Source organism: Pseudomonas sp. p106 (assembly GCF_003936645.1).
In the GTDB taxonomy this organism is placed as follows: Bacteria; Pseudomonadota; Gammaproteobacteria; order Pseudomonadales; family Pseudomonadaceae; genus Aquipseudomonas; species Aquipseudomonas putida_E.
This window is the reverse complement of record NZ_RHQR01000023.1, coordinates 47631-73616: the sequence shown is the minus strand read 5'-3', so window position 1 is coordinate 73616 and position 25986 is coordinate 47631. Positions and strand designations below refer to the sequence as shown.

Annotated in this window: 21 protein-coding genes; 11 read left to right on the top strand and 10 right to left on the bottom strand. The window is 64.7% G+C overall.

What is annotated here, in order from left to right; all coding sequences use genetic code 11:
- Window positions 1-83 precede the first annotated feature (83 nt).
- On the bottom strand, window positions 84-1112 hold the full coding sequence (locus tag EGJ09_RS22890; RefSeq protein ID WP_256658454.1) for a DUF1853 family protein: 1029 nt from the start codon (window positions 1110-1112) through the stop codon (window positions 84-86).
- Here EGJ09_RS22890 and EGJ09_RS22885 point away from each other — a divergent pair.
- The 10 genes from EGJ09_RS22885 to EGJ09_RS22840 all read left to right on the top strand — a co-directional run bounded on the left by EGJ09_RS22885 (window position 1111) and on the right by EGJ09_RS22840 (window position 12808).
- Window positions 1111-2001 carry an NAD(+) kinase gene (locus EGJ09_RS22885; RefSeq protein WP_012313480.1) on the top strand — a complete coding sequence of 297 codons (891 nt, stop codon included), beginning with the start codon at window positions 1111-1113 and terminating at the stop codon, window positions 1999-2001. The genes EGJ09_RS22890 and EGJ09_RS22885 overlap by 2 nt on opposite strands.
- Window positions 2001-2972: a metallophosphoesterase gene (locus EGJ09_RS22880; protein WP_046786515.1), complete on the top strand. Its 972-nt coding sequence runs from the start codon at window positions 2001-2003 to the stop codon at window positions 2970-2972. Before EGJ09_RS22885 ends, EGJ09_RS22880 begins: the two co-directional genes overlap by 1 nt.
- Window positions 2969-3847 (top strand): rhomboid family intramembrane serine protease, encoded by an 879-nt coding sequence (locus EGJ09_RS22875; RefSeq protein ID WP_115275649.1) that lies wholly within the window; start codon window positions 2969-2971, stop codon window positions 3845-3847. Before EGJ09_RS22880 ends, EGJ09_RS22875 begins: the two co-directional genes overlap by 4 nt.
- A 13-nt stretch (window positions 3848-3860) precedes the next feature.
- Window positions 3861-4121 (top strand): YeaC family protein, encoded by a 261-nt coding sequence (locus EGJ09_RS22870; RefSeq protein WP_012313483.1) that lies wholly within the window; start codon window positions 3861-3863, stop codon window positions 4119-4121.
- The gene (locus EGJ09_RS22865) at window positions 4118-4948 is read left to right on the top strand and encodes a DUF2797 domain-containing protein (protein ID WP_042111277.1); all 831 of its coding nucleotides are present in this window, start codon (window positions 4118-4120) and stop codon (window positions 4946-4948) included. The genes EGJ09_RS22870 and EGJ09_RS22865 overlap by 4 nt, the downstream gene beginning before the upstream one ends.
- A 13-nt stretch (window positions 4949-4961) precedes the next feature.
- Window positions 4962-7619 (top strand): aminopeptidase N, encoded by a 2658-nt coding sequence (gene pepN, locus EGJ09_RS22860; protein WP_125924852.1) that lies wholly within the window; start codon window positions 4962-4964, stop codon window positions 7617-7619.
- Between the two features lie 250 nt (window positions 7620-7869).
- A complete protein-coding gene (locus tag EGJ09_RS22855) occupies window positions 7870-8910 on the top strand; it encodes a YCF48-related protein (RefSeq protein ID WP_125924851.1) in 1041 nt (346 codons plus the stop codon).
- On the top strand, window positions 8907-11303 hold the full coding sequence (locus tag EGJ09_RS22850; RefSeq protein ID WP_371316851.1) for an RND family transporter: 2397 nt from the start codon (window positions 8907-8909) through the stop codon (window positions 11301-11303). Before EGJ09_RS22855 ends, EGJ09_RS22850 begins: the two co-directional genes overlap by 4 nt.
- A gap of 118 nt (window positions 11304-11421) precedes the next feature.
- Window positions 11422-11712 (top strand): DUF5629 family protein, encoded by a 291-nt coding sequence (locus tag EGJ09_RS22845; protein WP_125924850.1) that lies wholly within the window; start codon window positions 11422-11424, stop codon window positions 11710-11712.
- Window positions 11678-12808: a lactonase family protein gene (locus EGJ09_RS22840; protein WP_177433178.1), complete on the top strand. Its 1131-nt coding sequence runs from the start codon at window positions 11678-11680 to the stop codon at window positions 12806-12808. Before EGJ09_RS22845 ends, EGJ09_RS22840 begins: the two co-directional genes overlap by 35 nt.
- An 8-nt stretch (window positions 12809-12816) precedes the next feature.
- Here EGJ09_RS22840 and EGJ09_RS22835 read toward each other — a convergent pair whose 3' ends face one another.
- Genes EGJ09_RS22835 through EGJ09_RS22825 form a run of 3 tightly spaced genes read right to left on the bottom strand, consistent with a single transcriptional unit; the run spans window position 12817 to window position 18289 of the window.
- Window positions 12817-13413: a glutathione S-transferase gene (locus EGJ09_RS22835; protein ID WP_125924860.1), complete on the bottom strand. Its 597-nt coding sequence runs from the start codon at window positions 13411-13413 to the stop codon at window positions 12817-12819.
- The gene (locus EGJ09_RS22830) at window positions 13410-17054 is read right to left on the bottom strand and encodes an AAA family ATPase (protein ID WP_125924848.1); all 3645 of its coding nucleotides are present in this window, start codon (window positions 17052-17054) and stop codon (window positions 13410-13412) included. The genes EGJ09_RS22835 and EGJ09_RS22830 overlap by 4 nt, the downstream gene beginning before the upstream one ends.
- Complete coding sequence (locus EGJ09_RS22825; protein ID WP_125924847.1) at window positions 17051-18289, bottom strand: exonuclease SbcCD subunit D C-terminal domain-containing protein; 1239 nt, start codon at window positions 18287-18289, stop codon at window positions 17051-17053. Before EGJ09_RS22825 ends, EGJ09_RS22830 begins: the two co-directional genes overlap by 4 nt.
- Before the next feature lie 308 nt (window positions 18290-18597).
- On the opposite strand from EGJ09_RS22825, the gene EGJ09_RS22820 reads away from it, so the two are divergent.
- Window positions 18598-19029 carry a DUF2628 domain-containing protein gene (locus EGJ09_RS22820; protein WP_046786507.1) on the top strand — a complete coding sequence of 144 codons (432 nt, stop codon included), beginning with the start codon at window positions 18598-18600 and terminating at the stop codon, window positions 19027-19029.
- An 85-nt stretch (window positions 19030-19114) separates the two neighbouring features.
- Here EGJ09_RS22820 and EGJ09_RS22815 read toward each other — a convergent pair whose 3' ends face one another.
- The 6 genes from EGJ09_RS22815 to EGJ09_RS22790 are packed head-to-tail and all read right to left on the bottom strand — an operon-like array spanning window position 19115 to window position 25920.
- Window positions 19115-20740, bottom strand: coding sequence for a BatD family protein (locus EGJ09_RS22815; RefSeq protein ID WP_125924846.1), 1626 nt, complete (start codon window positions 20738-20740; stop codon window positions 19115-19117).
- Window positions 20737-22455: a tetratricopeptide repeat protein gene (locus EGJ09_RS22810; protein ID WP_119688550.1), complete on the bottom strand. Its 1719-nt coding sequence runs from the start codon at window positions 22453-22455 to the stop codon at window positions 20737-20739. The genes EGJ09_RS22815 and EGJ09_RS22810 overlap by 4 nt, the downstream gene beginning before the upstream one ends.
- Window positions 22452-23528, bottom strand: a complete 1077-nt coding sequence (locus tag EGJ09_RS22805) for a VWA domain-containing protein (protein WP_115275435.1) — start codon at window positions 23526-23528, stop codon at window positions 22452-22454. The genes EGJ09_RS22810 and EGJ09_RS22805 overlap by 4 nt, the downstream gene beginning before the upstream one ends.
- The gene (locus EGJ09_RS22800; RefSeq protein ID WP_046786503.1) at window positions 23521-24015 is read right to left on the bottom strand and encodes a DUF4381 domain-containing protein; all 495 of its coding nucleotides are present in this window, start codon (window positions 24013-24015) and stop codon (window positions 23521-23523) included. The genes EGJ09_RS22805 and EGJ09_RS22800 overlap by 8 nt, the downstream gene beginning before the upstream one ends.
- The gene (locus EGJ09_RS22795) at window positions 24012-24956 is read right to left on the bottom strand and encodes a DUF58 domain-containing protein (protein ID WP_125924845.1); all 945 of its coding nucleotides are present in this window, start codon (window positions 24954-24956) and stop codon (window positions 24012-24014) included. The genes EGJ09_RS22800 and EGJ09_RS22795 overlap by 4 nt, the downstream gene beginning before the upstream one ends.
- A 4-nt stretch (window positions 24957-24960) precedes the next feature.
- Complete coding sequence (locus EGJ09_RS22790) at window positions 24961-25920, bottom strand: MoxR family ATPase (protein WP_012313500.1); 960 nt, start codon at window positions 25918-25920, stop codon at window positions 24961-24963.
- Window positions 25921-25986: the final 66 nt, after the last annotated feature.

The following is a 25986-nucleotide window of genomic DNA, read 5'->3' as shown; positions in this document are numbered from 1 at the left end:
CGCTGGGTCGGTGAAAGGGTGTTTGCGGCCTGCGCCGCTTCGCGCGCAGGCCCGCAATACCCCGCGGTTTTCAATGCCGTGGTCTACCCGCGAATGGGCAAGTGCGGCCAGCTGTCGGCCACCAGAAACAGGCGGTCCACCTCATGCCATTCGCCTTCCGGGCCTGGTTCAAGCCTGACCAGCATCTGCGCCGGTGCTTGCGGGTCAAGCCCCTCAAGCCATTGAGCGAACTGCCGCGCGGTCCAGCCTTGATCTGCCTCGAACCTTGCCGGTGCCAGCCAGGCATGGCGGGGCAGGGGCTGCCAGCGTCCCACCTCGGCCATTGCCCAATCCCGCCGCCGCAACCACCGCCCGCGCAGGTGCAGCGGGTTGGCCCCCGCGGGCGATTCGGCGTGCCCAGGCCACGGATAGAACAGATACCCCGCCAGCCACAGGTGTGCCTGTACCTGGCCAATACCAAGCCCGGCCAGCGCCTCACGGCTCTGCGTGCCACCCGACATGGGCAATTGGTGCCCGGCCAGGTGCGCCAGTTTGGTACCCAGCCGGTCATGGCAACCCGGCCCTAGCCACTGCGCCGGGTCATGGCCTTGGCCGTCCGTTGGCCCCAGGTAAAGCTTTATGGCCAGCTCCAGATGGTGAGTACCGTCGGCGTCGCGCAGCACAATGTCCAACTCGCCCAGCGTGCGCCCACCGGTGCGGATCGCCAGGTTGGCCGCCAGCAGCTCGACACCGGGCGCCTGGGCCAGGGCGAACTGCCACAGGCCTTCGTAGTACAGGCCCAGGCGCCGGCTGGTGCTGTTTGCCAGCCATTCACGCAGGGGCTGATCGTCGGCGTCCAGCGCCTGTAACCAGTCTTTCAGCCGCTGGGGATCCGCCGCCCAGGTGCTGCCTGCCAGCGGATGGCGCTGGGGGCAGGGCGGTGTGCTCAGCAGCGGTGGCGACAGCAGCGTCCAGGCCAGGTCGCGCACGGCGGCGCGGCGCAATTGGCGAGGCTGGTCGTGGAGTTCGGCGAAAGGCATCATGCTGCGAGCATAGCCGGTTTGCCGCTGCCCGGTCGTTTCGCCCATAATCGCGGCATAGTCACCCGCCGCAGAGCCTTGCAGGAGCCCCATGGAGCAATTTCGCAATATCGGTATCATCGGCCGCCTTGGCAGCTCGCAGGTGCTCGACACCATTCGCCGACTGAAAAAATTCCTCCTCGAGCGCCACCTGCACGTGATCCTCGAGGACACCATTGCCGAAGTGCTGCCTGGCCACGGCCTGCAGACCTCCACGCGCAAGCTGCTGGGCGAAGTATGCGACCTGGTCATCGTCGTCGGCGGTGACGGCAGCCTGCTCGGCGCCGCGCGTGCTCTGGCACGGCACAACATCCCTGTCCTGGGGATCAACCGCGGCAACCTGGGCTTCCTCACCGATATTCGCCCGGACGAGCTGGAAGAAAAGGTCGCCGCAGTGCTTGACGGCCACTACCTGGTGGAAAACCGCTTCCTGCTGCAGGCCGAGGTGCGCCGCCACCACGAGGCCATCGGCCAGGGTGATGCGCTCAACGATGTGGTCCTGCACCCGGGCAAGTCGACGCGGATGATCGAGTTCGAGATCTACATCGACGGCCAGTTCGTCTGCAGCCAAAAGGCCGACGGCCTGATCGTCGCCACCCCCACCGGCTCGACCGCCTACGCGCTGTCGGCCGGCGGCCCGATCATGCACCCCAAGCTCGACGCCATTGTCATTGTGCCCATGTACCCGCACACCCTGTCGGGCCGCCCGATCGTGGTCGACGGCAACAGCGAGCTGAAGATCGTGGTGTCCAAGGACCTGCAGATCTACCCGCAGGTATCCTGTGACGGCCAGAACCACTTCACCTGCGCCCCCGGCGATACCATCACCGTGAGCAAGAAGCCGCAGAAACTGCGCCTGATCCACCCGCTGGGCCACAATTACTACGAGGTTTGCCGCACCAAGCTCGGTTGGGGCAGCCGCCTGGGGGGCAGGGACGACTGATGTTCGATCCGGCGCGAAGTTTCGACATCATCGGTGACGTGCATGGCTGTGCGCTGACCCTCGAACGCCTGCTCGACACCCTCGGCTACAAGCGTGTCGGTGGCGTCTGGTGCCACCCGCGGCGTCAGGCGCTGTTCCTCGGCGACATCGTCGACCGCGGCCCGCGTATCCGCGAGGCGCTGCACATCGTCCACGACATGGTCGAGGCCGGCCAGGCCTTCTGTATCATGGGCAACCACGAATACAACGCCCTGGGCTGGGTAACCCCGGCGCTGCCCGGCAGCGGCAAGGCCTACGTGCGCGAGCACACGCCGCGCCATGCCCGCCTGATCGACGAGACCCTGACCCAGTTCGCCCACCACCCCGGTGACTGGCACGATTTTCTGCAGTGGTTCTACGACATGCCGCTGTTCGTCGACGCCGGGCGGTTCCGCCTGGTGCATGCCTGCTGGGACCCGCGGCTGATCGACCCGCTGCGCCAGCAATACCCCGACGGGCGCATCGACGAGCACTTCATCCAGGCCTCGGCGGTGCCCGGCAGCTTCGCTTCCACAGTCTGCAACCGCCTGTTGCGCGGCACCGACATGCGCCTGCCGGACGGCCTGACGCTGACCGGCGGCGATGGCCTGACCCGCGCCTTCTTCCGTACCAAGTTCTGGGAAGAAGACCCGAAGACCTATGGCGACATCGTCTTCCAGCCCGACGCGCTGCCCGATGAGGTGGCCCGCACGCCGCTCAGCCACACCGAGAAAAATGCCTTGCTACGCTATGCCGAAGAGGAGCCGCTGCTGTTCGTCGGCCATTACTGGCGCAGCGGCCGCCCGGCGCCGATCCGCCCCAACCTGGCCTGCCTGGACTACAGTGCGGTGCTGTACGGCAAGCTGGCGGCCTATCGGCTGGATGATGAAACCCGGATCGACCCGCACAAGTTCGTCTGGGTCGACGTCGATCGACCGCAGGCCAATCAATGAATATCGTCGAAGTGATGCGCCTGCCGCTGTCGGTCGACCTCAGCGGCTTCGTGCACCTGCTGCAACGCCTGCAGGTGCCGCACCGGGTCAGCGAAGAAGGCGAAGCCCAGGTGCTCTGGGCACCGGAAACCATGGCTGCGGATGTCCTTGAGCTGTACCAGCGCTACCCAGACGGCAACGCTGATGTCGAGCTTGCGCAGGCCCCTGCGCAAGGCGACTTGCCGGCGAAAGGGCCGACACTGGCCGAGCAGGCAAAAGCCTGCAAGGTCACCGCCGCCGTTCTCTTGCTGTGCCTGATCGTCGCTGGCCTTACCGGCCTGGGCGACAACCTCGTCACCATCAGCTGGTTCACCTTCCTGGACTACCGCGTCCAGGGTGAATACCTGCACTTCACGCCGCTGGCCCAGGGCCTTGCCGAAGGCCAATGGTGGCGCCTGGTGTCGCCGATGCTGCTGCACTTCGGCGTACTGCACCTGGCCATGAACGGCATGTGGTACTGGGAACTGGGCAAGCGCATCGAACTGCGCCAGGGCCCTTGGTTGCTGGCTGGCCTGACCTTGCTGTTCAGCCTGGTGTCCAACCTGGCCCAGCACTACACCAGTGGCCCGAGCCTGTTCGGCGGCCTGTCCGGGGTGCTGTACGGCTTGCTCGGCCATGTCTGGCTGTACCAGTGGCTGGCGCCCAACCCACACTTCAGCCTGCCCAAGGGCGTGCTGGTGATGATGCTCATCTGGCTGGTCATCTGCCTGACCGGTGTGGTCGGCCAACTCGGTTTTGGCCAGATCGCCAACGCCGCGCACGTCGGCGGGCTGCTCATCGGATGCCTGACGGGCCTCTTGGGTGGTGCGCTGGCGCGGCGTAAACTGTCCGCTTGATTTAGGAGACGCTATGTCCACGTTCGCGCAAATGATCGAAAACATCACGCCGCAGATCTACGAAAGCCTGAAAACGGCCGTGGAAATCGGCAAATGGTCCGATGGCCGCAAGCTCACCCCCGAGCAGAAGGAGCTGTCGCTGCAGGCGGTGATCGCCTGGGAGATGAAGAACCTGCCAGAAGACCAGCGTACCGGCTACATGGGGCCCCAGGAGTGCGCATCGAAGTCTGCGCCGATCCCTAACATTCTGTTCAAGTCGGACTCGGTACATTGATCGAACTCGCTCGTGGCTCTTTGAGCAAGATGGCGGTAAGCCTGGAAGCACCCGTGGTGCAGTACAGCTTTCGCCTGGATGACACGCAGGTGCCGGTCAACCCGCTGATCGGCCAGACCCTGCGCCTGCAATACCTCGGCGCCATTCACTGCAGCCATTGCGGCAAACGCACCAAGACCAGCTTCAGCCAGGGTTACTGCTACCCGTGCATGACCAAGCTGGCCCAGTGCGACGTGTGCATCATGGCGCCGGAACGCTGCCACTACGACGCCGGCACCTGCCGCGAGCCGTCCTGGGGCGAGCAGTTCTGCATGACCGACCACGTGGTCTACCTGGCCAACTCGTCTGGGGTCAAGGTTGGCATCACCCGCGCTACGCAGTTGCCCACCCGCTGGCTTGACCAGGGTGCGAGCCAGGCGTTGCCGATCATGCGCGTGGCGACCCGCCAGCAATCGGGCCTGGTCGAAGACGTATTGCGCAGCCAGGTGCCGGACCGCACCAATTGGCGCGCGCTGCTCAAGGGCGACGCTGAGGTGCTCGACCTGGTGGCCATTCGCGAGCAGATCTTCGATGCCTGCGCCGATGGCCTGCGCGATCTGCAGGCACGCTTCGGCCTGCAGGCGATCCAGCCGCTGCCCGATGCCGAAGTGGTGCAGATGAAATACCCGGTCCAGGCCTACCCGAAAAAGATCGTCAGCTTCAACCTCGACAAGGACCCGGTGGTGGAAGGCACGCTGCTGGGCATCAAGGGGCAGTACCTGATCTTCGACACCGGCGTGATCAATATTCGCAAGTACACGGCCTACCAGTTGGCCGTGCTCCAGTAAAAAGGACCTGCACATGCGTACCGAACAACCGCAAGTGATCTACCTCAAGGACTACCAGGCGCCCGAGTACCTGATCGACGAGACGCACCTGACCTTCGAGCTGTTCGAGGACCACACGCTGGTCCATGCGCAACTGGTCATGCGCCGCAACCCGGCACGCGGTGCCGGCCTGCCGCCACTGGTGCTCGACGGCCAGCAGCTCGAGCTGTTGCGCGCCTCGCTGGACGATCAGCAACTGCAGGCGAGCGACTACCAGCTCGAAGCCGACAGCCTCACGCTGCACCCCAAAGCCGAGCGTTTCACCCTCGACACCAGCGTGAAGATCCACCCCGAGAGCAACACTGCGCTGGAAGGCCTGTACAAGTCCGGCAAGATGTTCTGCACCCAGTGCGAGGCCGAGGGTTTCCGCAAGATCACTTACTACCTCGACCGCCCGGACGTGATGAGCACCTTCACCACCACGGTGATCGCCGAGCAGCATCGCTACCCGGTGCTGCTGTCCAACGGCAACCCGATCGGCAGCGGGCCGGCTGAAGATGGCCGCCATTGGGCGACCTGGGAAGACCCGTTCATGAAGCCGGCCTACCTGTTCGCGCTGGTGGCCGGTGACCTGTGGTGCGTCGAGGACACGTTCGTGCGCCAGTCCGGCCGCGACGTGACCCTGCGCATCTATGTCGAACCCGAGAACATCGACAAGTGCGACCACGCCATGGTCAGCCTGAAGAAGTCCATGCGCTGGGACGAGGAAGTCTATGGCCGTGAGTACGACCTGGACATCTTCATGATCGTCGCGGTCAACGACTTCAACATGGGCGCCATGGAAAACAAGGGCCTGAACATCTTCAACTCCAGCTGCGTGCTGGCCCGCGCCGAAACCGCCACCGATGCTGCCCACCAGCGTGTCGAAGGCGTGGTCGCCCACGAGTATTTCCACAACTGGTCGGGCAACCGCGTGACCTGCCGCGACTGGTTCCAGCTGTCGCTCAAGGAAGGTTTCACGGTGTTCCGCGACGCCGAATTCAGCGCCGACATGAACTCGCGCACGGTCAAGCGCATCGAGGACGTCGCCTACCTGCGAACCCACCAGTTTGCCGAAGATGCAGGGCCCATGGCCCACCCGGTGCGCCCGGACAGTTTCATCGAGATTTCCAACTTCTACACCCTGACCGTGTACGAGAAGGGCGCCGAAGTGGTGCGCATGGTCCGTACCCTGCTGGGCGCCGAGGGTTTCCGCAAGGGCAGCGACCTGTACTTCGAACGCCATGATGGCCAGGCGGTGACCACCGATGACTTCATCAAAGCCATGGAAGACGCCAACGGCGTCGACCTCACCCAGTTCAAGCGCTGGTACAGCCAGGCCGGCACGCCGCGCCTGGATGTCAGCGAGGTCTACGACGCCACAGCACAAACCTACAGCCTGACCTTCCGCCAGAGCTGCCCGCAGACGCCGGACAAGGCCGAGAAACTGCCGTTCGTGATCCCGGTGGAGCTGGGCCTGCTGGATGCCGAGGGCAACGACCTGCCACTGCGCCTGGCCGGTGAGGCCGCCGCTGTTGGTACTGGCCGCGTACTGTCGGTGACCGAGGCCGAGCAGACGTTCACTTTCGAAGGTATCCAGGCCAAGCCGCTGCCATCGCTGCTGCGCGGCTTCAGTGCGCCGGTGAAGCTGAGCTTCCCGTACGACCGTGACCAGCTGATGTTCCTGATGCAGCACGACAGCGATGGCTTCAACCGCTGGGAAGCGGGTCAGCAACTGTCGGTACAGGTACTGCAGGAACTGATCGGCCAGCATCAGCGTGGTGAAGCACTGAAACTCGATCAGCGCCTGATCACTGCCCTGGGCACTGTTCTGGCCAACGAGTCGCTGGACGCCGCGATGGTTGCCGAGATGCTGTCGCTGCCGGGCGAAGCCTACCTGACCGAGATCAGCCAGGTGGCTGATGTCGACGCCATCCACACGGCACGCGAATTCGCCCGCCGGCAGATCGCCGAGCAGTTGTTCGATGGCCTGTGGGCGCGCTATCAGGCGCACCGCGAAGTTTCGCGCAACACCGCCTACGTCGCCGCAGCCGAGCACTTCGCCCGTCGCAGCCTGCAGAACATTGCTCTGTCGTACCTGATGCTCAGCGGTAAACCGCAGGTGCTGGAAGCGACCCTTGAGCAATTCGACAACTGCGACAACATGACTGAACGGCTGACGGCGCTGGCCGTGCTGGTCAATTCGCCGTTCGAGGCCGAGCGTGCCAAGGCCCTGGAAACGTTCGCCGAGCACTTCAAGGACAACCCGCTGGTCATGGATCAGTGGTTCAGTGTGCAGGCAGCCAGTGCCTTGCCCGGCGGGCTGGCGCGGGTCAAGGCGCTGATGCAGCACCCGGCGTTCACCCTGAAAAACCCGAACAAGGTGCGCGCGCTGGTCGGTGCGTTTGCCGGACAGAACCTGGTCAACTTCCATGCGGCCGATGGCTCGGGCTATCGCTTCCTGGCGGAGCTTGTGATCGAGCTGAATGCGCTGAACCCGCAGATCGCTTCGCGTCAACTGGCACCGCTGACCCGCTGGCGCAAGTATGACGACGCGCGCCAGGCGCTGATGAAGGGCGAGCTGGAGCGGATTCTCGCTTCCGGGGCGCTGTCCAGCGATGTGTATGAAGTGGTGAGCAAAAGCCTGGCGTAAATGCCTGGGATCTCCCACAGGTACTGCACATGGCTTCAGGGCGGTGCAGTACCTGTGGGAGTCGGCTTGCCGGCGATTGGGCTGTGCAACAGCCCCTTGTTTCTGGTTAACAAAACATAACGTCCCGCTCGTTGTATTCCCGCAAACATCCCCGCTACGATGGCCCGAAGCTATTGCAGGCCTCTACCACAAGGTTTTCGCAGTACCTGCAAGGCACAGACCCACCAAGAACAACAAACAGGGGACGGTCATGAGGGAGCGGGTAATGACGCAGGCCAGGCGCGGTGCCTGGCCGTTGGCGGCCGGCGTAATGCTGGCGCTGGCACTGGGGATGTGGGCGGGCAGCACGCAAGCCGCCGCTGCCCAGGAGTATTCCACCGAATCGGCAAAGGCCAGCCAGAGCCTGCTGATCGATGCCGCTCATGCTGGCAAGCGCCTGGTGGTGGTGGGCGATCGCGGCCACATTCTGTTCTCCGATGACCAAGGCAAGACCTGGACCCAGGCCCGGGTGCCTACCCGGCAATTGCTCACCGCAGTGTTCTTCGTCGACGACAAGCGTGGCTGGGCAGTCGGGCACGATGCGCAGATCCTCGCCAGCAACGATGGCGGTGCGACCTGGAGCAAGCAGTTCGAAGACCTTGCCCGTGAAGCCCCGTTGCTCGATGTCACTTTCCTCGATGCCCAGCACGGCTTTGCCGTGGGCGCTTACGGCGCACTGCTGGAAACCCGCGATGGCGGCCAGCACTGGCAGGACGTCGCCGAGCGCCTGGACAACCCCGACCAGATGCACCTCAACGGTATTGCCCAGATCAGGGATGCCGGCCTGTTCATCGTCGGCGAGCAGGGCAGCATGTTTCGCTCCAGCGACAGCGGCCAGAGCTGGAGCAAGCTCGATGGCCCCTACGAGGGCTCGCTGTTCGGCGTGATCGGCACCGCCCAGCCGCAGACACTGCTGGCCTACGGCCTGCGCGGCAACCTGTTCCGCTCTACGGACTTTGGTGATAGCTGGCAGCCGATCGAACTCAAGGCCGCGCGCGGCAACCTCGAATTCGGCCTGGCAAGCGCTACGCTTCTGGATGATGGCAGCCTGATACTGGTCGGCAATGGCGGCAGCGTGCTGCGCAGCATTGATGACGGGCAGAGCTTCACTGTCTACAACCGCGCCGACCGCATTGCCCTGGCCGGTGTCAGTGGCCTGGCCAATGGCGGCTTGCTGCTGGTAGGGCAGGGCGGTTTACATCTGGCCACCGGCGAAGGTGCCGACCAGGCAGCCGAGGAGCCTCGCCCATGACCAGCCGAGAGAGCATCATGCAGCCCCACCACCAAGACAAACCCACGCTGCTGGAGCGGCTGATCTTCAACAACCGCCCGGTGGTCATCGCCCTGTGCGTGCTGGTGAGCATCTTCCTGTTCTGGCAGGCCGCGCAGATTCGCCCCTCGACCAGTTTCGAGAAGATGATTCCGCTCGAGCATCCGTTCATCGAGCAGATGATGGAGCACCGCAACGACCTGGCCAACCTCGGCAACACCGTGCGCATTTCGGTCGAGGCGGTCAACGGCGACATTTTCGACAAGAATTACATGGAGACCCTACGCCAGATCCATGATGAGGTGTTCTACATCCCCGGCGTCGACCGCGCGGGCCTCAAGTCGTTGTGGAGCCCCAGCGTGCGCTGGAGTGAAGTCACCGAGGAGGGGTTCTCCGGCGGCGAGGTAATCCCCAATACGTACAACGGTTCGCAAGACAGCCTCGACTCACTGCGCGACAACGTGCTCAAGTCCGGCCAGGTCGGGCGCCTGGTGGGCAACAACTTCAAGTCCAGCATCGTCGATGTACCCTTGCTGGAAAGCTACCCCGATCCGCAGGACCCCGGGAAGCAGGTCAAGCTGGACTACCAGCAGTTCTCGCACCTGCTCGAGGAGAAAATTCGCGACAAGTTCCAGGCGCAGAACCCCAATGTGAAGGTGCACATCGTCGGCTTCGCCAAAAAGGTCGGTGATCTGATCGACGGCCTGGTGATGGTAGCGATGTTCTTTGGGGTGGCGTTGGTCATCACCTGGGTCCTGCTCTACTGGTTCACCTGGTGCATCCGCAGCACCATCGCCGTGCTGATCACCACCCTGGTGGCAGTGGTCTGGCAATTGGGCCTGATGCATGTGGTGGGCTTTGGCCTGGACCCTTACTCGATGCTGGTGCCGTTCCTGATCTTTGCCATCGGCATTTCCCATGGGGTGCAGAAGATCAATGGCATCGCCCTGCAGTCCAGTGATGCCGAGAATGCCCTGACCGCTGCCCGGCGCACCTTCCGTCAGCTGTTCCTGCCCGGGATGATCGCGATTCTCGCCGATGCGGTGGGCTTCATTACCCTGCTGATCATCGACATCGGCGTGATCCGCGAGCTGGCCATCGGTGCGTCGATCGGCGTGGCGGTGATCGTCTTCACCAACCTGATCCTGCTGCCGGTAGCCATCTCCTACATCGGCATCAGCAAAAAGGCCATCGAGCGCAGCAAGAAGGACGCCACCCGGGAGCATCCGTTCTGGCGCCTGCTGTCGAACTTCGCCAGCGCCAAGGTGGCACCGGTGTCCATCGCCCTGGCCCTGGTCGCCTTCGCTGGTGGCCTGTGGTACAGCCAGAACCTGAAGATCGGCGACCTCGACCAGGGCGCGCCGGAGCTGCGCCCGGACTCGCGCTACAACCAGGACAACAACTTCATCATCAGCAACTACTCGACCAGCTCCGATGTGCTGGTGGTGATGGTCAAGACGCCGGCGGAGAGCTGCTCGATCCACTCGACCATGGCACCGATCGACGAGCTGATGTGGACCATGGAGAACACCCCCGGCGTGCAGTCGGCGATCTCTCTGGTGACGGTGTCCAAGCAGGTGATCAAGGGCATGAACGAGGGCAGCCTGAAATGGGAAACCCTGTCGCGCAACCCGGACATCCTCAACAACTCCATCGCCCGTGCCGACGGCCTGTACAACGCCGACTGCTCGCTGGCGCCGGTACTGGTGTTCCTCAACGACCACAAGGCCGAAACCCTGGAACGTGTCACCAGCGCTGCCAAGGCGTTTGCCGAAAGCCATGACAAGGACGGCTTGCAGTTCCTGCTGGCGGCGGGCAACGCCGGGATCGAGGCTGCGACCAACGAGGTGATCAAGTCGGCCGAGCTGACCATCCTGATCCTGGTGTACATCTGCGTGGCGGTGATGTGCCTGATCACCTTCCGCTCCTTTGCTGCCACCCTGTGCATCGTGCTGCCGCTGGTGCTGACCTCGGTACTGGGCAATGCGCTGATGGCCTTCATGGGGATCGGGGTGAAGGTCGCCACCTTGCCGGTGGTGGCGTTGGGCGTGGGTATCGGTGTCGATTATGGCATCTACATCTACAGCCGCCTGGAAAGCTTCCTGCGTGCCGGCCTACCGCTGCAGGAAGCCTATTACCAGACCCTGCGTTCGACCGGCAAGGCGGTACTGTTCACCGGCCTGTGCCTGGCCATCGGCGTGTGCACCTGGATCTTCTCGGCCATCAAGTTCCAGGCCGACATGGGCCTGATGCTGACCTTCATGCTGCTGTGGAACATGTTCGGTGCGCTGTGGCTGCTGCCGGCACTGGCGCGGTTCCTGATCAAGCCCGAGAAGATGGCAGGCAAGCAGGGCGGTTCGATCTTCGCCCATTGAATGGTGGAGGGCCGCTTTGCGGCCCAATCGCCGGTTTGTCGTGGCGACTAACTGCGGCGACTGGGCTGCAAAGCGGCGCGAAGGCTATACTGTCGCCTCTTTTTCAGCTGGTACCTTCATGTCTCCCCTCGCCACCGCCCTCGCATCCTGCGACATGCTACTGATCGATGGCCTGCACGCCTTCGACTTCAACCTCGATGAAACAGGCCTGACGGTCGAATGCATGGACGGCCGCCTACACCGGCGTTGGGCCTTCACTGCCGAACAGGTCGCCGCTGCCATCGGCGCCGGTGACGAGTGGCAACTGCACGATGCCCAGGGCGAGCATCGTCTAGTCTGTATGAGTGCCTTTCGCGCCCCGGATGAAGACGACGATGAACCCGACCTGGACCAGCCTGCTGGCCACTAGCCTCATGAGCCTGACTTTGAATGCCCAGGCCGTCACGCTGCTGGTGGGCAGTTATACCGATGGTGCGAGCCAAGGTATCTACCGTTACCAGTTCGACAGCAAGACTGGCCTCATCGGCCCTGCGCCGCAGCAGGTGGTCAAGAGCGTCAGCCCTTCCTGGCTGGTGCTTTCGGCGGATCAGCGGCAACTGTTCGCGGTCAACGAGGCGCCAAAGGGCCACGCCAGCAGTTTCAGCGTGAGCAGCAAGGGTGAGATCAAGCCGCTGAACCAGGTTGCCACCCGTGGCGACGAACCGACGCATGCCAGCCTCAGCCGCGACCAGCGTTACCTGTTCGTCGCCAACTACGCCGTCGCTCCAGACCCGGGCGGCAGCCTGGTGGTGATACCGGTGGCCAAAGACGGCAAGCTCAAGGATGTGGTGCAGCAGGCCGGACACGAGCCCAGTGGGGTGAACCCCGAGCGCCAGGCCGGTGCCCATGTGCATTCAGTGGTGCTGTCGCCGGACGGTAGTCACCTGTACGCCAGTGACCTGGGGGCCGACAGGGTATTCATCTACCGCTACGACGGCGCCAGCACCGACCGCCCGCTAAGCCCGGCCATCCCCGCATCGGTCGACCTGCCAGCTGGCAGTGGCCCGCGTCACCTGTTGTTCGATGCCAAGGGGCGGCATGCCTATCTGACGCTGGAAATGAGCGCCGAAGTGGTCATGTTCGATGTCGAGGACGCTGCCCTGCGCGAACGCCAGCGCCTGCCGCTGACCGAGCAGCAGGACGCGGCGGCCAAGGCAGCAGGCGGCCTGCACCTCTCGGCGGACGGGCGCTTTCTGTATGTGAGCAACCGCGGCACGGCCAATGAGATCGTTGCATTCAGTGTGGGCGAGGATGATGGGCAGCTGGCCTTCCTGCAGCGTCGTTCTGTGGAGGGCGACCATCCGCGGGAGTTTGCCCTGGACCCGAGTGACAATTTCCTGCTGGTGGCCAACCAGAAGAGCAACCAGATCGTGGTCATGCGCCGTGATCCGCGTACGGGCAAGCTGGGTGAGACGGTGCAGACCCTGGCGCAGGACGCACCTTCGGATTTGAAGTTCATCGAGTGACTATCGATTCAGGGGCGCGCCATCACTGCGTTGAATAGCTCAGACGCCAACCATCCCTCCAGCCAGCTGCGCACACGCGGATAGTCCGCCTCGGCGAACCACTGCGGTTCGACCCCGGCAAACTGGCGCATCAGGGGCAGCAGTGCGGCGTCGACCAGGCTTGGATGGTGGGCCAGCAGGTAGGGCCGGCCCTCTAGCAGGTGTTCAAGCTCCGCCAGCCAGGCCTCGGCCTGCTGACGGTAATGTTCGCGTGTGTGCTCGGGGTATCGCTCGGCATATTTGTACAGGTTGACCTGCGCCTTGAATTCGCTGTCGTTGCGGGCAATAAGTCGGTCAGCCTGTTGTGCGGCTGCAGGGTCAGCCTGCAGCCGCCAGTCCTGCGGGTCATTGCGCTCGAGCGCCCAGCGCATGATGTCCAGGCTTTCCTCCAGCACGCCTTCGCCGGTGTCGAGCACCGGCACCGTGCCCTTGGGTGACAAAGCCAGCAATTCGGCCGGCTTGTTCTTCATCGCCACTTCGCGGATGTGTACCTCGCACCCGGCATAGCGCAGTGCCAGGCGCGCACGCATGGCCCATGGGCAACGGCGAAACGAGTAAAGGATCACCCGCATACCTCGACATCACTCAGGCCGTTGCCCTGGCGCCGCACCTGGATCTGCACTGGAATGCGTTCGTGCATCTCTTGCACATGGGAGATCACCGCCACCTTGCGGCCCTGTGCCTGAAGGCCGTCGAGGGCGTCCATGGCCAATTGCAGCGACTCGGGGTCGAGGCTGCCGAACCCCTCGTCGATGAACAGCGACTCGATACGCAGGGTGCTCGACGCCATTGACGCCAGGCCCAGGGCCAGCGCCAGCGAGACCAGGAAGGTTTCACCGCCAGACAAGGAGTGCACCGAGCGCAGTTCGTCGCCCATCTCGGTGTCCAGCACCAGCAGCCCCAGGGCGCTGCCGCCACGTTTCAGGCGGTAGCGCCGCGCCAGTTGGCGCAACTGGGCGTTGGCATGGTGCAGCAGCAGGTCAAGGTTGTAGCCCTGGGCGATCTTGCGGAACACATCGCCGGAGGCCGAGCCGATCAGCGCATTCAGGCGTGCCCAGCGCTGCCACTGCTCGCGGGCCTGTTCGATTTCGGCGGCCAGGGCCTGGTGCGCCTGCTGGCGGCGTTGGTCATCGGCCTGTTGCGCGCGCAGTTCGGCGCACTGTTGTTCCTGAACGTTGAGGTGCTGCTGGAGCTCGGCCAGGGTCTGCTCCAGGTCGTCAGCGGGCAGCTCGCCCTGTGTCTGGGCGTTATGCTGCTCAAGCCGCTGCTCACGCTCCTGCAGCAGCACGCGAGCTTGTTCGATGGCTTTCTCTGCGTGCTGCAGCTGCTGGCGCAGGGCCCCAAGTTGCGCATCGTCGATGGCCAGCAGGCGATCGAGGCCACTGTCATCCAGCTCGGGGTGCTCGCTGCGCCACTGGGCGATCGCGCCCTGCAACTGCTGACACTCCTGCTCCAGTGCCTGCTGCCGTTGGGCGTTGGCATCAAGCTCGGCGGCCAGTTTCACGCCCTGGGTCCGCAGGTCCTGCAGGCGCTGCGCGGTGTCGGCATCGGCCGCACGGGCCTGCTCCAGTTGTGCCTCCAGGTGCTGTTGCCAGGCTTCTGCACTGGCATGCTGGCCTAGCAGTTCGGCGAGGTTGGCCTGCGCCTGCTGGCGCTGCTCGACAAGGCTGGCCAGTGTCTGCTGCAACTGCTGCTGCGCCTGCAGGCGTGTCTGCTGCTGGTCGCGCAGCTTGTCCAGCTGTACCTGGCGGGCTTGCTGTTCTTCCTGCTCGTCTTTGCGCTGCTCCAGCTGTTGCAAACGCTGGGCGATCTGCTGATCGAGGCCGAGGAAGGCATTGGCTGGGTCGTCGCTTAGGGCCTTCAGGACATCATCCGGCAGCACACTGGCCAGGTCATCCAGGCCTTGCTGCAACTGCTGTTCGTCGCTGGCCAGAGCCTGGTGTTGGTGGTCCAGGTGGCGCTGGGCCTGCTGTTGCGCTTCATGCGCGGCCTGCAATTGCTGGTTGAGGCGGGCAGCCTCTTTTTGCAAGGCGAGCAGGGCGCTCTGGCGTTTCTCGTCCTTGGCAATTTCATCGTCCAGGCGCTGCAGCTGGTTGGCCAGCCAGGCCGTGCGGGCTTTGTCGTCCTGGGGGGCGAGGGCAGGCCACAGGCTGTGAGCCTGCACCTGCGCAACCAATGGCTGCAATTGCTCGCTCAGTTGTACCTGTTGCTGCTGGTAGTCCTTGAGCTGGGCGTTGACCACGCCAAGCTGGGTGCGCAGTTCCACCAGCTTGCCATTGAGGGATTCGACCTGCTTCTGCGCCGCGTCCTCTTCGGCCTGGTCATGCCGGCCCAGGCTTTGCAGCAGCGCTTCAGGCTGGTGGAATGGGTGTTCGGCGCTGCCACACACCGGGCAGGGCTCGCCGTCGCGCAACTGGCCACGCAGCTCTTCGACGCTGGTGTTACGCGCCAGGCGCTGGCGCTCCAGCAGTTGGCGGGTGAGGGTGAGCGCCTGCTCGGCGGCCTCAAGCTCGGCCTTGGCTGCAGTCCCTTCGCCGATCAGTTGCTGGCGTTGTTGCATGGCCTGCTGCTGGCGCTCACGTATGGCCTCAAGTTGCTGGCGCAACTCCAGCTCGCGGCCATGCAGGCGCGACAGTGTTTCGACGGCACGCTGCTGTTTGCGATTGTCCTGGAGCATGCCGCCGAGCAGGTCGATCTGCTCGGCCAGCGCCTGTGGTTCGGCCTTGGCTTCGCGGAACAGCAGTTCGTAATGGTCGCGCTGCGCCTGCAACTGCACGTTGGCCTGGCTGGCCTGAGCCTGCAGGCCCGGCAGCTCTTCGCGGCCCTTGCTCAGTCGCCCGCCGATCAGCATCACTTGCTTGAGTTGGGGCAGGTAGGCCTGCCAGGCGTTTGCCAACCCGGCGAGGTGTTGGCTACCGGCCAGTGCCTCATCGATCTGTGCCAGTTGTTTCAGGCTGCGCTGCTGGTTTTCTTCCAGCTGCTGCAGTTGCTGCTGCCCTTCGGCGACGTGCTGGTCGGCCTGCTGGCTGGCCGTGCGTTGCGTTGTCAGCTCATTGTCCAGCCGTGCCAGGCTGTCCTGGCCGGCGAACGCCTGGCGCAGGCGCGGGGTGTTTTCGCTGTGCTGGGCCTGGCTGTCGGCGAGCGACTGGCGGGCCGCCAGCAGCGCCTGTTGCAGTTCGCCGGTGCGTGTCTGCAGCTCGCCTTGCTGCTGGTGTTGTGCTGCGATCTGCGCAGCCAAGGGCGCCAGTTGCGCGGTCAGTACTTGCTGGCGGTGGAACTGGTGGCGCTGCGGTGCCAGGCGCTCCAGGCGTTGCAGGTCGAGGCGTTGCTCGGCCAGGGCTTGCCAGCCTTGCTCGGCAGCCTGCAAGGCCGCGCTGGCTTCGCTGTGCTGGGCTTGCAGTTGGCGCTGTTCGTTGAGCCAGTTGCGCTGTTGCTCCAATTGGCGCTGCCGCGCCTGGTGGTTCTTGAATTGTTGCTGCGCCTGCTCCAGGCGCTCGTCGAGTTCGGCGCGGGCCTCTGCGACCATCGGTAGCAGGTGGCTGGCACGGTCTTTCAGTGCGTTGTGCGCTTCGCCGGTTTCCCGCGCCTTGGTGAAGGCGCGCTGGCCGAGGCGGGTGTAGATGGCGGTGTTGGTAAGCTTTTCCAGCAGCTCGCTGCGTTCTCTGTCGTCGGCCTTGAGGAAGGCACTGAACTCGCTTTGGGCCAGCATCACCGCGCGGGTGAACTGCTCGAAGTTCAGGCCCAGGCGGGCTTCGATCAGCTGCTTGTATTCGTTCTTGCCGCTGCCCAGCACCTGCTCGCTGTCAAGGTCGTAGAGGCTCTGGCGGCTGAGCTGCAGCTTGCCGTTGGCTTTGTCGCGGGCGCGGTTGGCCTCCCAGCGTGCGCGGTAGCGGTGGCCGTCGATGCCGATGAAATCGACCTCGGCAAAGCCGCTGCCGGTACCGCGGCGCAGCAGGTTGCGCGGGTCGGATGTGGGGATGTCGCCATCGGCGTCCGGCACCTTGGCTTCGCGGCCGATGGCGTTGAGCCGCGGCACGGTGCCGAACAGGGCCAGGCACAGGGCGTCGAGCAGGGTGCTCTTGCCGGCACCGGTCGGCCCGGTGATGGCGAACAGCCCGGCACTGGCCAGGGGTTCGGCGGTGAAGTCGATGTCGACCGGGCCGGCCAGGGATGCCAGGTTCTTCAGGCGGATGGCGAGAATCTTCATGGCTGTTCCTCTTCCAGCTGAACGTCCTGCAGCAACAGGGCGAAGTCGGCCAGGGCCTGCTCGTCGACGGGGTTGCCGTAGGCCTGTTCCCAGGCGCGGCTGAACAGGTCCTGCGGGGTCATCTGCGACAGTTCGACGAACTCAAGATCGCTTTCTTCGTCGTTACCACGGCCAGCATATTCGGCGCCGATGCGGATCAGTCGCACCGCTTTGCCTTCCAATGCGCTTTCGATTTGCTGGCGCAGGTCGGGCTGCGGCTCGTCCAAGAGCACACGCACTTCGAGCCAGGGCTGGCGGTTGGGGTCTTCGAGCAGGTCGATCACCGGCAGCTCGGCCAGTTGCTCCAGCAGCTCGCCCAACGGCGCAGGGCCGATGCGCTGCAGGGCCACGGCGCGCGGCACCGGGCGCGCTTCGACGCTGACCAGTTCAGTGTCCTCGAGCTCGACTTCCAGCACCTGGTGCGGGTAATTGATTTCAGCGAACGACAATGGGATCGGCGAGCCGCTGTAGCGGATGCGGGTTTCGCGGTTGACCTTCTGCGGCTTGTGCAGGTGGCCCAGGGCAACGTAGCTGATGGCCGTGTCGAACAGTTTGGCCGGAAGGGCCTCGGCGTTACCGATGATCAGGCTGCGCTCGGAGTCTTCGGATACAGCACCGCCGGCCATGTGCGCGTGGCTGATGGCGACCAGCGCCTGGTCCTTCTTGCGTTTTTTCTGCGCGGCCGCGATCAGTTGCTGGTGCACCTGGTTGATGCCCTGCAGGTAGTCGTCGCCCAACTGCGGGCCGGTGACCTCGGCCGGGCGCAGGAAGGGCAGGGCCAGGCACCAGGCCGCCACTTTGCCGCGGCTGTTGGTGAGCGGGATCAGCAGGCGTTCGGCATCCAGCTGGCCTTCGTCGAGCCAATGCACACGGCCCAGCGCGTGGGTGCGCAGGCGGCGCATGAGCGCGGCGGGTAGCTCGATGCGCGAGCCGGAGTCATGGTTGCCGGCGATCATCACGATATCCAGCTTCGGCTGTTGCTCGTGGGCCTGGACGATGAAGTCGTAAAGCCGCTCCTGGGCTTTGACCGGTGGGTTGACCGTGTCGAAGATATCGCCGGCGATCAACAGCGCATCGGGCTGGCGCAGGTGCAGCTGGCCGAGCAGCCATTCGAGGAAGCAGGCGTGTTCGAAGTCGCGTTCCTGGCCGTGCAGGCTTTGGCCCAGGTGCCAGTCGGAGGTGTGAAACAGACGCATGGATGACCTGTTGGATTGGGACATGAAGGCTTCGGCATCTGGCGTCATGACAGCGCCAAGGTAGCCCTCGAGGGAGGGCGGTATGGTAACTCAAGTGGCTTGGCGATTGTCTGGAGCCGGGCAGTGTTCGATGCGTTGAAAGGGAGGGCGGTGCGCTACAGGGACATTCCATTATGCGAACGGGTCGACATAGTGGCCATTTGCTCGCTTGTTGCCGGCCATCGCCGATGATCTAATCTTCGCCCCGGCCGCGGCGCTTGCGATGCTGCTGGTGTGGGCTACCGGAACCAATTTGAAAAGGAATTTTTATGCAAAGCACGCCACAAATCCAGGCCGATTACGCCAACCTCAAGCCTAAATGGCAGGAGCGTTTCGCTTTCTTCGATCAGCATGGAGGGCCACGTGAAACGAGTTACAAAGCTGCTTTTCGCGCCTTGCCGTTTCGCAAGAAACTGTTGATCAACAACAATTTCCTCGGATTCTTCTTTGGCCCGATCTACTGGTTCGTCCTGGGCATGTGGAAGAAGAACCTGGTCATGCTGGCCATCATTATGGGCATCGGGCTGCTTGAAGGCGTTTACGAGGCTGCCACGGGTAATGCGGTGCCTCGGGCGCTGGACCAGGGCATCAGTGTGGCCTTTGCCGTGCTGTATGGCATGTTGACCAATTATGCCTATTACCTGAAACAGACCAAAGGGGAGCAGGGCTGGAACCCGTTTCAGGGGCATCGGTTCATCTGATCGCTGCCGGTGATCAGCGGGGGAAGGGTCAGGATTGCATCCGGGCTGAGAGGGGCCTGTCTTTAGTGCTGCGCCCCTCTCCCAATCACTTCGGATAAAGCGGCGGCAAGCTCCCCGGCTCACCCGAAGGCAACAACACCTGTTCCGCCGGTGGAATCGTGCCAATCGCCCGCCACAAATCCTCCCCCTGCCAATACTGCCCACTCTCGCTGTAAAGCGCCCCGTTCAACCCATCCAGCGCATCCGACAGCGGCACGAACCGCGCCGCCATCTCCGCCAAGGTCTCCGGCTGCTGCCGCGCCCAGGCGTCGAGTGCCTGGCGGGTGGCCTGTGGGTCGTTGGCCTGGCAGGCGCGCTTGAGGTCGTCCAGCAGGGTGCGTGGGCTTGGGCCGGTCTGCGCGGCGCGCAGTACCGCTGGTTGCGAGCGGGCGCGCCACCACAGGGTAAAACCGAGCGCCGTGGAGAGGGCGAAAATCACGGTGCAGAGTTGCCAAGGCCAGAGCAGATGGCTGGCGCTGCCGGCATCGCCTACCGGGGTGTCGGCGCTCAGGGCAGGGTTGTCCTGCACATTCAGGTTACGCGCCGGCAGGCTGCTGTGCTCCAGATGGTCCTCGCGGGTATTCCACCAGGTGACTTCCAGCGCCGGCAGGGCAAGTTCGCCGCTGTGGGTCGGCACCAGCGCTTCGCGTTCCTCGCGGTTGGCGGTCATGCCGCGCTCGCTGATTTCGTTGCGCAGCAGCGGTTGGTCCGGGTAGCGGCGCAGCCCGGCGATTTCTGTGGCGGGCAATTGCGGCAACTGGGTGCTGGACAGCCCTTCGGCGCGCAGCGTGATGCTGCGGGTCAGCGAATCGCCTATCTGGGTTTGCTGCCTGCCTGGGTCGGGGTTCCAGTGCTCCTCCAGGGTCAGGCTGCGGGCTGGCAACCACGGTTCGGCCGCGGGCCAGGCGGCGGGGATCGGGCGTACGGTCAGGCGCAGCGGTAGCGACCTGACCTGTACCTGGCGAGCGGTGCGTGCAGCGCCCTCAGGCTGCTGAGCGTTATCGGCGGCGGTGGCGGTGAACGTGAGCGGCGCGATTTCCAGGGTGCCGCTGTGCTGCGGATAGAGTGCGTAGCGTGTCTCGATCACCCCGTGGCGTACGCCGTTGATGTCCTTCTCATAGGTGCGTGAGTCACCCAGCGGCTCGACCTTGGCGTTTTCCAGCTGCAGCGGGCTCAGGCTGCTGTCATCGTACAGCGACACCGAATGGTAGATGCGCAGGGTCAGCACGGCCTGGGCCTGGACATAGACCTCGTTGCTGTCCAGCGTGGCTTCGACGAATATCTGGGACGCAGTGTCCGGGCGGCTGGCGTCGGCCTGCAGCACCTGCAGATCGATGGCCTGGCTGTGTGACTGGCCCAGTCGCAGCTCAGGAATACGCAGGCTGCCGCTACGCCTTGGCAGTAGGGTAATGATCCAGCGGGTGCTGGCGCGGGTCTCGCCGTCGAGGGTATGCAGGCTGTTCAACTGGCGCGTGCCGCGCACTTCGAAGTCGCCGTCCAGGGCGCGCAGGTCGGGCTTGCCGAACTGGGTCACATCCTGGCTTTCGAGGGTCAGTTCCAAAGTTTCGCCGGCGCCCAGGCGAGTGCGATCGACGCTGGCCTGCAGGGTCGGCTCGGCCTGGGCCAGAAGGGCCCAGAAGAGGCTGAAGAGAAAGACGCCGAGGCGACTCATCGTGGGGTTTCCTGATGCAATTGCTGTTCATACCAGAATTTGCGGCGTAGCAGCTGCGCCGGGTTGTCGGGGATTTCCCGCAGCCATTGTTCCAGGGCTTGGCGTTGCTCGGCGTCCAGGCTGGTGGAAACCGGCCGCTTGGGCGGCTGGGTGATGCTGTCATCGTCGCCACCCTGGTTTCCGGGAGTGGCCTGGCTGTTGTTGCTGTCTTGGCCGGGCTGTTCGGCGTTGGCCGGTTCATTGTTGCCGGGCGTGCCCTGCGCCGGGCTGCTGGCCGAGCTGCTGTTGCCCTCGGTCTCGCTGCCGGGTGTGCCTTGGGCATCGTCTTTGGCCGGTTGTTCCTCGGCCTGTGCTTCGCGTTGTTGCAACAGCTGCTGGATCAGTGCCTGGTTATCCAGCGCCGGCTTGAAATCGGGCTGGCGCTCGAGGGCTTGCTCATAGGCATCCAGGGCGGCTTCCAACTCGCCGCTGCGGGCCAGGGCATTGCCTCGATTGTAGTGGGCCGCTGTCGTATTGCCTTGGGCAAAGGCCTTGGCGGCCGCGGCGTAGTCGCCGGCCTGGTACAGCGCCATGCCGCGCCATTGCGGGTCCTGGAAGTGCCGGGCGGCGTCCGCCGGGCGGTTCTGTTCAAGCAGGCGCTGGCCCTGCTGGTCGGGGCGCAACCACAGGTCATTGAACTCCAAGGCCTGGCTTGGCTGCGGCAGGGCCAGCAGCAGCGGCAGGCAGAACAGCCAGCCGCGCCGACCCGCGCAGGCGGCCAGCAGTAACAGGGGGATCAACAGCCAGTAGCCTTGGTCGGCCCAGCTGTCGAGTTGCACGTTCTGGCCGTCATTGCGCAGGATGCGCGGGTTGTCGTACAGGCCCAGGCCACGCAGGTCGAGGTCGTCGATGCGGGCATGACGGTAGCGTCCGCCGGTGCTGTTGATAAACGCCCTGAGGCCGCCGCTGTCCAGGCGCGGTACCAGAATGGCGCCTTGCTCGTCCTTGAGGAACTCGCCGTTGGCCTGGCGCACCGGAGCCCCGTCGCTGGTGCCGACTCCGAGCATCAACAGGCTCGGGCCCTGGCGGCCCAGGGCCTGGACGATGCCTTGGCGTTCCGGGCCGCTCAATGCCGAACCGATCAGCAATAGGCGGCCTTGGCCCAGGCCGCTCTGCGCCAGCAGGGCCAGGCCTTTTTGCACGGCCAGGTCGGCGCGTTGGCCGGGCTGCGGCATGATCGAAGGGTCGATGGCCTCGAGCAGGTTGCGCGTGGTGCTCAGGTCGTCGGACAGCGGCACCAAGGTGTGTGCGCTGCCTGCGTAGACGATCAGGGCGGTCTGGCTGTCGCGGCGGTGTTCGAGCAGGTCCAGGACCTTGCGCCGAGCCTGCTGCAGCCGGTTGGGCGGGGTGTCCTCGGCAAGCATCTGCGGCGTCAGTTCGAGCAGGATCACCAGCGGGTCGGCCGGGCGTTGGCGGGATTCCTCCACACGCTGCCAGCTCGGCCCGAGCAGCGCCAGAACGACCAGCAACCAGGCAAGGCCGAGGGCCACCCAGGGCAGTTTGCTGTTGCTGCCACTGCCGCCACCGAGCAGCACCGGGTGGAATGCCTTGGGCAGGATCATCTGCCAGCGCCCGGCGCGCTTGCGCCGGTGCCACAGCTTGAACAGCAGCCAGGCGAGCAGCGGCACTACCAGCAGCCAGAGGGGGCGCAACCATTGCGGCCACAGATCGATCATCGCCGCTTCCTCAAGCGCAGCCGTTTAAGGCGCTCACGCCATTGCGGGTGGGGCTGCAGGAAGCGCGGTTTGCGCAGGCCCCGTTGCAGCAGGTTGTTTGGCCATTGCACCGCCACCACCAACAGCACGCTGAGCAGTAAGGCCAGGGCCAATGGCCAGGCATACAGGGCCTTGGCCGTGCGCGCCTGGGTCGGCTGCTGGGCGACGGGTTCTAGCTGATCCAGGGTATCGCCGATGGCGTCCAGTTCGGCACCGTCGTGGGCGCGGAAGTACGCGCCGCGGGTCAGCTCGGCGATTTCCTTGAGCGAGGCTTCGTCCAGGTCCAGGCTTGGGTTGAGGCCGAGCAGGCCGGGCGTGCCGCTGGCCTCGGGGTTGGCGCCGATGCCGATGGTGTAGATGCGCACGCCTTCCTGGGCGGCCAGGCGGGCGGCGGTCAATGGGTGGATCTGCCCGCCATTGTTGGCGCCGTCGGTAATCAGCACCAGCACGCGGCTTTGCGCAGGGCGCTGGCGCAGGCGTTTGACCGCAAGGCCAATGGCGTCACCGATGGCGGTGTTTTTGCCAGCTATGCCGATTTGCGCTTCGTCGAGGAAGGTACGCACAGTGCGCCGGTCAAAGGTCAGCGGTGCCTGCAGGTAGGCCTGGCTGCCAAACAGAATCAGGCCGACGCGGTCGCCTTCGCGGTCCTGCAGGAAGTCGCCCATCAATGCCTTGACCAGGTCGAGGCGGCTGACTTCGTCGTCCTTCCACTGCATGTCGGGGAAGTCCATGGAGCCGGACACATCCACTGCAACCATCAGGTCACGGCCACTGGCGGCCACCGGTAACGGGTCGCCCAGCCATTGCGGGCGGGCAGCGGCGAGCAACAGCAGCAGCCAGATCACCACGAACGGCGCCTGCTGGCGCCAGGTTGGCAGGTTCAGGCGCGCACGCCGGCCGGCCAGGCCTTCCAGCTCGTGGAGAAAGCCCACCTTGAGCACCGGCTCGCCGCTGTCAGCGGCGGGCAGCACCAGGCGCGCCAGCCACGGCAGCGGCAACAGCACGAAGATCCACGGCCAGGCCAGTTCAAACATGTTTGCGAATCCAGGTTTCGACGGCCTGGCTGAGCCCGACGATGGCCTTGTCGTCGAGCTTGCACTCGGGCTTGTACGCGCCCTCGACCAATACCATCCAGCGGGTCAGGCCGGCGGCCGGGCAGCGGTTGTCGAGGAACGCCAGCCACTGGCGGCCGTTGAGTGTATGGCTGTTGGCCCCGGGGTAATGGTTGCGGCACAGGCGTTTGAGCAAGGCGTTGATCTGCTGCAACCAGGCCCCGGCCGGCGCGCCGTCGTAGGGGCGGGGTAGGCGGGCAAGTTCGGCCAGCGCCTCTAGGCGCACCGGGTCGAGCGGCTGTTCGGCACGCACCACCCGGCGCTTGCCCGGGCGCCAGCGCCGCAGCCGCCACAGGCCCCAGGCCAGCAGTGGCAGCAAGGCGAGCAGCAGCCACCAGCCTGGTGCCGGTGGCCACAGGCCAATCGCCGAGGGTGCGATCAGCGGCTGCAGCTGATCCAGCGGATTCATTTACTGCTCCCAGGGCGCTGGGCATTGAGGTATTCGCGCAACTGCTCGATCATTTCGCTTTGGGTGCTCAGTGGCATCAGCACCACGCGCAGCTTTTGCGCCATCAAGTCCCAGCGTTCGATACGCGCTTCGGCCTGCTGACGGTAGGCCTGGCGCAGGTTGGTGTCCAGCGTGTCTAGCTCCAGCTGCGCACCGCGCTGGGAAAAACGCAGCAGGCCAGCAGCAGGCAAGGCGTGGTCGAGCGGGTCGGAGACCGGTATCAGCAGCAGGTCGCAATGGCGCGAGAGCATCGCCAGGTGCTGTTCAGCCTGGGCGCTGAGTGAGCGCTCGTCGCAAATGACGATGGCCAGGCTGCCTGGGCGCAGTACTTCACGTGCGCGGCGCAAAGCCAGGCCCAGGCTGTCAGCGTGGGGCGCGGCTTCGGTGTGCAGCGCCTGGTTGACCTTCGCCATACGGTTGAGCAACTGCAGCAGGCTTTGCTTGCTGCGCCGCGGCTTGATTTCGTGGTGCTCATCATCGCCGAACACCAACCCGCCGATACGGTCGTTGTGGCCCAGCGCAGCCCAACCGAACAGCGCCGCAGCCTGGGCCGCGAGCACTGACTTGAACATCAGCCCCGAGCCGAAGAACAGTCGCTGGCTTTGCTCGACGAGGATGAAGATCGGCCGCTCGCGTTCTTCATGGAACAGCTTGGTATGCGGCTCTTGGGTGCGTGCGGTGACCCGCCAGTCGATGTTGCGTACGTCGTCACCGGCCTGGTAGACGCGCACCTGGTCGAAGTCCACGCCGCGCCCGCGCAGTTTTGAGTGGTGCAGACCGACCAGCGGGCTGCGCTGGCCAGGGCGGGAGAACAACTGGATCTCGCGCACCCGGTGGCGCATGTCGATCAGCTCGGCGAGGCCGATGCGGATGCCGGGTTCGGCCTGCTGAGCGGTGGGCATCGGCTCAGGCAACGGCGACGACGTCAAGGATGCGCTGGACCACGCGGTCCTGGTCGATCCCTGCCGCTTCGGCTTCGAAGGAGAGGATGATGCGGTGGCGCAGCACGTCGAACAGCACGGCCTGGATATCCTCGGGGCTGACGAAGTCGCGCCCGGCCAGCCAGGCATGCGCCCGCGCACAACGATCCAGGGCGATGGAGCCGCGTGGGCTGGCGCCATAGGCGATCCAGTCGGCCAGCTCGGTATCGAACTTGGCCGGTGTGCGCGTGGCCATGACCAGTTGCACCAGGTATTCCTCCACCGCGTCGGCCATGTACAGGCCAAGGATTTCCTTGCGTGCGGCAAAGATGGCCTGCTGGCTGACCCGCCGTTCAGGCTTGACTTCGCCACCCAGCGCTTCACCGCGGGCCTGGGCAAGAATGCGCCGCTCCACCGCCGCATCGGGGAAGCCGATCTTCACGTGCATCAGGAACCGGTCGAGCTGGGCCTCCGGCAGCGGGTAGGTGCCTTCCTGTTCGATCGGGTTCTGCGTGGCCATGACCAGAAACAGCGGTGACAGGTCATAGGTACTGCGCCCGACACTGACCTGGCGTTCGGCCATTGCCTCGAGTAACGCCGACTGCACCTTGGCCGGTGCCCGGTTGATTTCGTCGGCCAGCACCAGGTTGTGGAAGATCGGCCCCTGCTGGAATACGAAGCTGCCGGTTTCCGGGCGGTAGATTTCTGTGCCGGTGATGTCGGCCGGGAGCAGATCAGGGGTGAACTGGATGCGATGGAACTGCGCTTCGACACCTTCGGCCAGCTCTTTGATGGCCTTGGTCTTGGCCAGGCCCGGGGCGCCCTCGACCAGCATGTGGCCGTCGGCCAGCAGCACGATCAACAGCCGCTCGACCAGTTTTTCCTGGCCTAGGATCTGGGAGGAAAGAAAGGTGCGTAGCGCGATCAGCGCTTCACGGTGTTCCATCGGCGGCGGTTCCTGGGATTGGGCCAGGGCGGGCGCGGAGCGCGACCGACCTGGCAGGGGTGGATA